Origin of the sequence: Pseudomonas sp. Sample_9 (genome assembly GCF_004307535.1) — a bacterium.
GTDB classification, from domain to species: domain Bacteria; phylum Pseudomonadota; class Gammaproteobacteria; order Pseudomonadales; family Pseudomonadaceae; genus Aquipseudomonas; species Aquipseudomonas mercuritolerans.
In genome coordinates, this window is sequence record NZ_RAZO01000234.1 from 1 (window position 1) to 9,017 (window position 9,017).

The 9,017-nt window shown below is 60.5% G+C and carries 10 protein-coding genes; 4 read left to right on the forward strand and 6 right to left on the reverse strand.

Going from position 1 to position 9,017, the window contains the following annotated elements; all coding sequences use genetic code 11:
* Nucleotides 1–195 precede the first annotated feature (195 nt).
* The 5 genes from D6877_RS13500 to D6877_RS13520 all read right to left on the reverse strand — a co-directional run bounded on the left by D6877_RS13500 (nt 196) and on the right by D6877_RS13520 (nt 5,177).
* Entirely contained in the window at nt 196–1,494 is a 1,299-nt protein-coding gene (locus D6877_RS13500; RefSeq protein ID WP_130911115.1) for a hypothetical protein, read from the reverse strand.
* A gap of 297 nt (nt 1,495–1,791) precedes the next feature.
* Nucleotides 1,792–2,505 carry an ATPase gene (locus tag D6877_RS13505; RefSeq protein ID WP_130911116.1) on the reverse strand — a complete coding sequence of 238 codons (714 nt, stop codon included), beginning with the start codon at nt 2,503–2,505 and terminating at the stop codon, nt 1,792–1,794.
* A 217-nt stretch (nt 2,506–2,722) separates the two neighbouring features.
* Nucleotides 2,723–3,124, reverse strand: coding sequence for a cupin domain-containing protein (locus tag D6877_RS13510; RefSeq protein WP_130911117.1), 402 nt, complete (start codon nt 3,122–3,124; stop codon nt 2,723–2,725).
* Between the two features lie 202 nt (nt 3,125–3,326).
* Entirely contained in the window at nt 3,327–3,620 is a 294-nt protein-coding gene (locus D6877_RS13515) for a putative quinol monooxygenase (protein WP_130911118.1), read from the reverse strand.
* A gap of 123 nt (nt 3,621–3,743) precedes the next feature.
* On the reverse strand, nt 3,744–5,177 hold the full coding sequence (locus tag D6877_RS13520; protein ID WP_130911119.1) for a PLP-dependent aminotransferase family protein: 1,434 nt from the start codon (nt 5,175–5,177) through the stop codon (nt 3,744–3,746).
* Nucleotides 5,178–5,620: 443 nt separating this feature from the next.
* On the opposite strand from D6877_RS13520, the gene D6877_RS13530 reads away from it, so the two are divergent.
* Nucleotides 5,621–6,061 carry a carboxymuconolactone decarboxylase family protein gene (locus tag D6877_RS13530; protein ID WP_130886981.1) on the forward strand — a complete coding sequence of 147 codons (441 nt, stop codon included), beginning with the start codon at nt 5,621–5,623 and terminating at the stop codon, nt 6,059–6,061.
* 140 nt (nt 6,062–6,201) lie between these two features.
* On the opposite strand, the gene D6877_RS13535 is transcribed toward D6877_RS13530, so the two are convergent.
* On the reverse strand, nt 6,202–6,504 hold the full coding sequence (locus D6877_RS13535) for a hypothetical protein (protein WP_130911120.1): 303 nt from the start codon (nt 6,502–6,504) through the stop codon (nt 6,202–6,204).
* Between the two features lie 149 nt (nt 6,505–6,653).
* Here D6877_RS13535 and D6877_RS13540 point away from each other — a divergent pair, with 149 nt between their 5' ends.
* The 3 genes from D6877_RS13540 to D6877_RS13550 are packed head-to-tail and all read left to right on the forward strand — an operon-like array spanning nt 6,654 to nt 8,895.
* The gene (locus D6877_RS13540; RefSeq protein ID WP_178083679.1) at nt 6,654–7,376 is read left to right on the forward strand and encodes a secretin and TonB N-terminal domain-containing protein; all 723 of its coding nucleotides are present in this window, start codon (nt 6,654–6,656) and stop codon (nt 7,374–7,376) included.
* On the forward strand, nt 7,373–7,924 hold the full coding sequence (locus D6877_RS13545; RefSeq protein WP_122698125.1) for an RNA polymerase sigma factor: 552 nt from the start codon (nt 7,373–7,375) through the stop codon (nt 7,922–7,924). Before D6877_RS13540 ends, D6877_RS13545 begins: the two co-directional genes overlap by 4 nt.
* Nucleotides 7,925–7,956: 32 nt before the next feature.
* Nucleotides 7,957–8,895 (forward strand): DUF4880 domain-containing protein, encoded by a 939-nt coding sequence (locus D6877_RS13550; RefSeq protein WP_130911122.1) that lies wholly within the window; start codon nt 7,957–7,959, stop codon nt 8,893–8,895.
* The last annotated feature ends 122 nt before the right edge of the window (nt 8,896–9,017 follow it).

Below are 9,017 nucleotides of genomic sequence, written 5' to 3' on the forward strand. Positions count from 1 at the left end.
TGGAAATCCGTGCTGCGAGCGGTACGGACTACGCCATGTACGCGGTGGCCAACCGCGAACTGCTGGATCTGGCGTTGAGCGGGCAAGTCATCGTGCCTGCGGTTGCTGCGAATGCCGAGCTTGAACTGGCGTAAATAGTGGCTGAATGAAAAAGCCCCGCTCTCGAAAGAGGCGGGGCTTTTTCTTGTCTGTCATTCAGAACGTATCAGCGCAGCGGAAGGCGAAGGAGCGCACGCCGTCAGGATAGGGCAATGAAGTTCCGGATACGACAATCCGATTGTTCTGGAGAGCTATGGATTCTCCCATGTCGAGAACGTTGGTCAGATTGATGACAAGCACACCGTTATCCGCAAAATCGTCTGGACGTCCGTCCGATTTGAACTGAGCAATGACAATTTCGGAGTTTTCTTCGCCGTGTGTGCTGGCAAGCACTATGATGCGCCCGCCATCTCGCAGCTTGCCGGAAGTCCACTGGATGCCGTAACGGGCGTTTGGCCAAGATGTCTGGACAGGCTTGCCTTGATTGAAGCCTTGAACGAAGTCTCCCTTGCGATTGACGCAAACAAGCACACCCTTGCTGACATATGATTCGTCGGTAGCGCTGCCGATCCCCACAATATTGCCGTCAGGCATTTCGACGAGTGCGTTTATCTGGCTGAAGGTGTCCAGGTCGTCAAACAGCGCATAACCCTTGTCGCCGAACTCAAGGACGGGCTCACCTTCGGCGCTGAACAGGGCAATCATTGCGCGATAGCCGAAATTGCCTGAAACGTTTCCTGCGATGGCAAATCTGCCATCGTGGAGTCGGATCATTGGCCCTGTCCACGTGAAGTTCGCAAGGTATCGAATCGCAACGTATCCCTTACCTTTACCAAAGGTAGTATCCAGATCGCCGTTGCTTTGCAGCCTGATCAAAAGGCCGCATTGGTCATTGACGGAATATCGATGGTTGCTCAATACCATCAGTTTTCCATTGTCCAGTTCGATGGAACGGCCACTCAAGTCGGCTGCCGTGGTCCGGTTTTGCCTCGGTTGCATGTCGGGAGGGATGAGGACAGGCAAAGGAATCGGATCAACGAGTTTTACGCCGTTATCGCCAAATCGGGTGTCGGGCGTTCCGTCACTGCGAAACATTGCCAGGCCGCGCTGCGCCTGTGCCTTTTCATGTAGATAAAAGAAACCGTCAAGCAATAGGTTCTTGTTCCCAAGAATGGTGACACTGCCGCCAAAGGATCTGTAACCAGGGGCGAAGATACCGCTGGCTACGCCGTCCTTTGAAAACGAAGTGTCCTGTTTGCCATTTGCGTTCAATCGCACAATGGAGAACTTGTTACCGACATGGCCGGCGATTAACAGCTTGCCGTCAGGCGCGACAGTGATTCCCTCGGCCGAGCCATTTTCATGCTCGGGAAATTTGAACCAGGTGAGGCCATTTTTTCGCGGGCCGAAAGTGGGGTCCAGTTTATGCACGCCGGGTGTTTTGGCTCCAGTCATGATCTGCTCCTCGAATACGCTGTTGTTGCGTAAAGCGATCAGTCGATATGCACCGGCCAAATCAACGCAGTGCTGGTATTAGGGGAGGTTGCGGCCAAGCTGTCCACTGTCAGACCTGACAGTGGACAGCGGGGGATGATTGTGGATTTGGAAGAAGGGATGGCCAGTCTTGGCGGGGGTTTAATGTCTGAGGGTTTTTGTGGTGTGTGGTCTGGCGCCTTCGCGAGCAGGCTCGCTCCCACAGGGATTCGCATTCCAAATGTGGGAGCGAGCCTGCTCGCGAAGAGGTATTTACATTCAATACAACTGTTGAGCAGGTTTACCCTCGAGCATCGACACCTTGTCCTCCGGCCGCACAACCAGATTACTCAGCGAACGGTCAAACTCGCGCAACGCCGCCAACTGCAATTCCTCCTGCTGATTGATATCCGCGACGATCTCTTCCGAGCGCTTGAAGTCCGCCCACACCGGCGTCAGTTCCCGCGCCTGCGAGCCCTTCGCTGTGCCGATGTAGTTCAATTGCGCATCGTAGAAATCGGCACTGACATCCGCGCGGATATCCGAGCTGCGCGAGGTGATCAGTTGGCTATGGGTATCGACGATCGCCACCACATCCGGCTTGGCGGCACGCAGGCTTTGCATGTCCGGGTACACCGTCACCGAGCCGAACTGGCGTTGCAGCGAAGCGTTGACCCACTGCACCGCGCGATCCGGGCTGGAGCTGGCGACGTAGGCGTCGTGGATCGGCTGCACCAGCAGGCTCTGACCAAAACCGGTGCCGGCCTTCGTCTGGTACTCGCGCAGGTATTGCCGATTGGCCTGGGTGCCGGGGCTGTAAATCGCGCCTAGCGAGACGCCAGGACCGCTCTTGACCAAAGTGGCAGCGCTGCGACCGGTCGGGTGCGGCAGCAGCGTGTCGAGGGATGACACCGCTTGCGGGGCCGTGGGAACAGAGCAGGCAGAGAGCAGCAAAACGGAAATCGCCAGCAGGGCGGGAAGCGCAGGTTTCATGGTGTTTCTCCCGTGAAACAAGGTCTGTCGATGAGTGTGCACGGGCCGAAGATATCGGCGGATATTCAGGGTAAACCTGCCGGCCTGACCGTTGGCTGAATAACCTTTGCGCGGTTAGTTTTATTGGCTTTAAGCGTTTGCAGTTAATGCCCCAAGGCAATAAAAAAGGCGCAAATGCTCGATTCGCGCCTTTCGTTTATGGCTGATCAGGCAGCCATCAGTTTTCCAGCGGGATCAGCACCTGTTCATCCGGGGCCAGCACCATGAACACCAGCAACTTGGCAGGCTTGGTCGAACTGGCATTTTTCGACACCAGATGCTCGGAACCGGCCGGCTCGTACCAGAACTGGCCCTTCTTGTAAGTGATGGCTTTTTCGCCCTTCACCTGTGAAATCACCTCGCCGTCGAGCACGTAAGCCATCGCCGTGCCCTCGTGTTTGTGTGCGATCGAAGACTGGCCGGGCTTGTAATCGACTTCGATCATCATGGCTTTCTTGCCGGGGGCGTTTTTCAGCAGTTGTTCCTGCAGGACGGTGACTTTCTCGGATGGGTCGTGAGCCATTGCCGAAGCAGACAGGCTGAAGGCGAGGGCGGCGGCGAAGAGGGGCAGGGCTTTCATGGCGGGTTACCTGTGAGGGTTGTGGTGTAATCACAGTAGGCCGCAATGTGGCCGGTTCAAACGGCCAATATTCGCGAAGATGGGGTGACCAATTGGCCTCGGAAGGATTTCGGTGCGGCGCAAATCGCCTTCGCGAGCAGGCTCGCTCCCACAGTTGATCGCATTTCAATGTGGGAGCGAGCCTGCTCGCGAATGGGGCATATCAGACGATGGGAAAGCTGTTGAAATCCACGCTATTGGCCAGGCGGCTATCGATCAGGTCGATAAACCCCTGTGCCTCGGGCCGGTTGAAATGCGCCTGCATCGCCGCTTCCGACTGCCAGCGCGCGCTGACCGTCCAGCGGTGGCTGTCCTCGGGGCAGCGATCGACCAGGTAGGAATCGCAGCCCGGGGTTTCGCGCAAGGTGTCGACGATCTTTTGCAATTGCTTGCCCAGCTCTTCCGAGCGGCCCGCAACAGCCTTGATCTCAACCGTGTTGATCACTTCGTTGGACATTGGTCACACTCCTGAATCAGGCCGGACGAATCCTGCTCATTGAGGGATAACGCCTGTGCAGAATAGGCCTGCCGCCGTGAATCACCAATAACCAATCGGCGGTAAAAGCCTTATACCAACGGCTCATGACAGCTGTTCGAGGATGTCGCGCAGGCGATCGAGGGCGATGTCGATGTCCAGGGTTTCGATGGCGCCGAAACCGAAATACAGGCCTTCTTTCGCCGGCTGCTGGTAGTAGAAACCACTGATCGCATAGAGACCGACCTCGACCTTTTTCGCCAGCTCGATGACCAGCGGCAAATCGACCGGCACCTTGCAGAGCACCGCCATGTGAAACCCGGCACTGGCCGGCACGGCTTGCAGCCATGGCGCCAGATCCGTCGCCATGCGCTCCAGGATCCGTTCGCGACGTTGCGCGTAGATCGTGTGGCAGCGGCGGATGTGCTTGAGCAGGCAACCCTCGGCGATGAACTTGGCCAGCGCCCACTGCGGCAGGGTCGAGGCGTGCAGATCGGTCAACTGCTTGGCGCGAATCACCGCTTCGATGATCGACGGCGGCAGGATCGCGTAGCCCAGGCGCAACTCCGGCAGCAGGGTTTTCGAGAAGGTACCGACGTAGGCGACGATGCCGCGCTGATCGAGGTTGTACAGCGAATCGGTGGGCCGGCCCTCGTAGCGGAATTCGCTGTCGTAATCATCCTCGATGATGATCGCGCTCAGTTCATGAGCACGGGCGAGCAGCGCTTCGCGGCGCGCCTGACTCATCGCCATGCCCAGCGGAAACTGATGCGATGGCGTGACGTAAATCAGCCGCGTGCCATCGGGAATCTGCTCGACCTGAATACCCTCGGCATCCACCGGCACCCCGACCACTTCGGCGCCGTGCGTGCCGAACAACAAGCGCGCGGGCGGATAGCCGGGATCTTCCATCGCTACCAGACTGCCGGGGCGGGTCAACACGCGAGCAATCAGGTCCAGCGCCTGTTGCGCGCCGTTGCACACCACGATGTCCTCGTCCTGACAGTTGATACCACGGGAAAAGGCGATGTGCCGAGCGATCGCATTGCGCAGTGCCGGCAAGCCTTCGGCGACGCTGTAGAAGCCTTTCGACTGCGCCATCTGCCGCATCGCATGGGCGACGCAGCGGCGCCAGTCGTCGTGGGGGAACTGGCCTTTGCTGGTGGCGCCGCCGATGAAGTCGTAGCGCAGCGAACCTTCCAGCGTCGGGTGACGGAGGAACACCGGCAGATTGCGCCAACTCTCGATCACCTCGGCACTGGCCAGCTCGGTGTGGCTCTGCTTGCGCTGTACCTGCGCCGGGCGGGCGTTGACATAGGTGCCTTTGCCGATCACCCCGGTGAGGAAATTTTCGTAGGTCAGCTGCGCATAGGTGTCGGAAATGGTCTTGCGCGAGATGCCCAATTGCTCGGCGAGCAAGCGGCTCGGCGGCAACTGCGTACCCGCCGCCAACCGCCCGGATTCAATCGCCGCGCGCAACTGCTGATACAACTGACCGGCAAGATCCTTGCGGCCGTTGATCACGACATGAAGTTCCATACCGACGAGGCTCCCGGGTGTTGAGTGAAGTGTCGGTCAGATTAGCGTCGTTGGGCTTTTGGCAGTAGTTGCGTGGCGTAAAAACCGCAAATTGGCGCAAGTCCCTGTGGGAGCGAGCTTGCTCGCGAAAGCGGTGTGTCATTGAACAGATTCGTTGTCTGACACTCCGCTATCGCTGGCAAGCCAGCTCCCACAGTTTTTGCGGCGTGCACAAATCTTGTGAACGACGTTAAACCTTGTGGGAGCTGGCTTGCCAGCGATGGCGGTGGTGCAGTGGATGAATATTTGTCTGGGAAACCGCTTTCGCGAGCAAGCTCGCTCCCACAGGTATTGCGTTTGGCCGAGGTTCAGTGGTGCAGCCGAAATTCGTGGAATTGGGGCTGTAACACAGCCCGCACAGCCCTTACCGTGAACTCATTATTCCGCCTGCCGAGAGCCGCGCCATGTCCCTGCGTCTGGATTACTACAACGCGTCGCCCAAGGCGATGAAAGCGATGCTTGCCATGGAGGCGCTGACCAGCAACCTGAGTATCGAAGCGCCGCTGCTGCAACTGATCAGAATCCGCGCCTCGCAGCTCAACGGCTGCGCGTTCTGTACCGACATGCATTCGGTGGACGCGCGGCGAGCCGGGGAGAGTGATCGGCGCCTTTACGCGATCGCGGTGTGGCGCGACAGCAACTTCTTCAACCCCCGCGAACGCGCGGCGCTGGCCTGGGCCGAGGCGGTGACGCTGTTGGCCGAAAGTCACGTGCCGGATGACGTCTACCAGCAAGCGCGCGAGCAATTTGATGAAGGCGAACTGGTGGATTTGACGGTTGCGGTGAGCACCATTAACAGCTGGAATCGGTTGGCAGTGAGTTTCCGCCAGACCCCGAGTGACTGAAGATCAAAAGATCGCCCTAATCTGATCGTTCCCACGCTCCGCGTGGGAATGCAGCCCGGGACGCTCTGCGTCCCATTGGAACGCGGAGCGTCCCTTGAGGCATTCCCACGCGGAGCGTGGGAACGATCGAAAGATCTTGCCTAATTCGCCGGCCGCTGCGGTTTCACCGAGGTGCCAAATGTATTGCCCATCCGCGTACTGGTCGCCGCCGGTGTCGCCAGCCCCACCTGATTCGGCGGTCGCTTGTGCACCGGCACATTCAACCCTTCCATGTTCTTCTGCGCCGCCGCCGCGCCGTCGGGATTGTTGCCCATCTGCTGGCTCAGGCAATCGTAATTCGGCGCCTTGTAACCGCCGACCGTGACCTCGACACAGCCCAGCGGCTCCTCCGCCTGCGCTGCGCCCGCCGTCATCAGCAAGACCCACATCCACCGCGTTTTCATGTCCGCCTCCTGGCCCGCCCGATTGGGCCGTTCTGGGTTTGAGTCTAGTGCAAGCGCGGGGCAAAACCCGTGATGGTTTTTTTGCACCGCCCGTCATACCAGAGTCATAAATGCCCCGCAGGATAGCGATTTTCAGGGGTGCGCCAGTCGTGCAGCGAGGCAGTTCGCGGATCAGTCTTCAGCGCTCGGCGACGCTTGTGCGCCGCGCGGGTCTGGGGTGGCTGCTCGGTCTGCTGGCCAGCGCAGCCGAGGCTGATCCGGCAACGGCGGACATGCGCATGACCTTGCACATCCCGGCGCAGGAGCTGGCCCGGGCGTTGGATCAATACAGCCGCGCCACGGGCGTCGCGGTGTTGGTCGACAGCCAGTTGAGCCGGGGCCGTCGCTCCCTCGCCGTCGATGGTGAATTCACCGCCGCCGACGCCTTGCGCCATCTGCTCGGCGGCACCGGGTTGATGGCGCGCTACGCCCGCGCCGACGCGTTCACCCTGCAAGCGGCGCAAGTGGAAGACCTGCCAGTGCCGACGGACAAACCCACGCCGGCCGCTGTCGCGGTCAACCGCAGTTATGCGACGGCGGTGCAAGCGGCGATCGAGCGCAAGCTGTGCCGTTCGCCGATGACCCGGCCGGGCAGTTATCGCGCGGTGTTGCAGGTGTGGGTCGGGCGCGACGGCGTGGTGCAGCACAACCGGTTGGTCACTTCGACCGGCGATGTACGGCGCGATAACGCGCTGGTGGAAAGTTTTCGCAACCTCACAATCGATCGGCCGACGCCCAGCGCCTTGCGCCAGCCGGTCACGTTGCTGTTGTTACCGGAGTCGTCAGGGAAACGCATGGAATGCACGAGATGGGAAGGAGTTTCCGGGGGATGAAAGACGCCGGACAAAGCGTGATGGGCCAGCTGTTCCTCAGCTCCTACGAGGATTTTCGCGTGCGCCTGCGCCGCCGCCTCGGCTCCGAGGACCTGGCCAATGACGTGCTGCACGAGACTTGGCTGCGGGTCGATCGCATGGAGACCCCGCCGAACCTGCTCAAGCCCAACGCCTACCTGTATCGCATGGCCCTGAACATCGCCGCCGACCGCCGTCAGGCCGATGCGCGCCTGCTCACCGGTACTGAGGTCGAAGAGCTGCTGCAACTGGGCGACGAGGCCCTCGACCCGGCGCGGGTGGTCGGCGGGCAAAAGGAGATGCAGGCGCTGCTCAGCGCCTTGTACGAACTGCCCGCACGACGTCGGCGGATCTTCATCGCCGCGCGGCTGGAAGAGGCGCCGCACCTGGAAATCTCCCAGCGTTTCGGCATTTCCACGCGCATGGTCGAGAAGGAAATCAAAGCCGCGCTGGGCTTCTGCGCAGCGAAACTTGAAAGAAAAGTGTTTCAGCGGTTCGGTCGCGGGGCCGGAAAACCGTCTAGCGAATAGTGACCCGATTAATCCGTTGAGAATTTGCGCGTTTGAACATCTTTCGACTGAAACCCGCCGAGCCTTCGGCCACCGAGTTTCTGCACAGCGAAGCCCAAGATTGGCTGATCCTGCTGACCTCGGGCCGCGCCACCGTCGCCGACGCCCGCGCCCTGCGCGAATGGTGCGCGCAGAGCGGCGAACACGCCCGGGCCTTCGAAGAAGCCAAGCGGCTGTGGCATCACCTGCAACCGGCCGCCGAAGCGTTGCAGGGCCGACGCGGCTTCGGTCGACGGGCATTTCTCGGCGGTGCGATTGCCGCATCCGCCGCATTCCTGCTGGTGCGCGGCACCATTCCCGGTGGCTTCGAAGGGCTGGGCGCCGACTACATCACCGAAGTCGGCCAGCAGCGCCGGGTCGAACCGGCGCAAGGCGTCAGCCTCGAACTCAACACCCAGACCCGCATCAATCAGCGCAGCGTCGAAAACGGTGTGCAGGGCTTTGAACTGGTCAGTGGCGAAGTCGAAGTGCAAACCGCACGCCTGCCGCTGGCGATGCAGGCCGGGGCAGGGTGGTTGCGCGCCAGTCAGGCCCGCTTCAACCTGCGCAACACCGACCAGCAAGTCTGCGTGACCTGCCTCGACGGCGCGGTCGACGTCGCCATCGACGGCCGCAACCTGCGCCTCGAAGCCGGCCAGCAAGTCACCTACGACGCACGGCAAATCGGCAACGTGCAAACCGTCGACACCGCCGCCGTGATGAACTGGCGCCAACAAGTGCTGGTGTTCAACGGCGCGACCCTCAGCCAGATGATCGACGAAATCAACCGCTACCGCCCCGGCATGCTCCTGCTGCTCAACCGCGAACTCGGCCAACGCCGCGTCCAGGCCCGCTTCAACCTCGACCAACTCGCCGGAGTCGCCTTGCTGATCCGCGATGCGTACGGCGTCAAATGCACCGAACTGCCCGGCGGCGTCGTAGTGCTCAGCTAACCAAAGCCCAGCGCAATCCAAATGCAGGAGCTGCCGAAGGCTGCGATCTTCTGATCTTGATCCTGCCTTCTGTGGGAGCTGGCTTGCCAGCGATGACGGCCTAACAGCCACCCAATCCCCAA

Excerpts from the sequence above, each read along its gene's own strand:
- D6877_RS13530 (WP_130886981.1), top strand. The coding sequence starts at position 5,621 with ATGTCCCTGCGTCTGGATTACTACAACGCGTCGCCCAAGGCGATGAAA.
- D6877_RS13535 (WP_130911120.1), bottom strand. The coding sequence starts at position 6,504 with ATGAAAACGCGGTGGATGTGGGTCTTGCTGATGACGGCGGGCGCAGCG.
- D6877_RS13500 (WP_130911115.1), bottom strand. The coding sequence starts at position 1,494 with ATGACTGGAGCCAAAACACCCGGCGTGCATAAACTGGACCCCACTTTC.
- D6877_RS13515 (WP_130911118.1), bottom strand. The coding sequence starts at position 3,620 with ATGTCCAACGAAGTGATCAACACGGTTGAGATCAAGGCTGTTGCGGGC.
- D6877_RS13545 (WP_122698125.1), top strand. The coding sequence starts at position 7,373 with ATGAAAGACGCCGGACAAAGCGTGATGGGCCAGCTGTTCCTCAGCTCC.
- D6877_RS13510 (WP_130911117.1), bottom strand. The coding sequence starts at position 3,124 with ATGAAAGCCCTGCCCCTCTTCGCCGCCGCCCTCGCCTTCAGCCTGTCT.
- D6877_RS13505 (WP_130911116.1), bottom strand. The coding sequence starts at position 2,505 with ATGAAACCTGCGCTTCCCGCCCTGCTGGCGATTTCCGTTTTGCTGCTC.
- D6877_RS13520 (WP_130911119.1), bottom strand. The coding sequence starts at position 5,177 with ATGGAACTTCATGTCGTGATCAACGGCCGCAAGGATCTTGCCGGTCAG.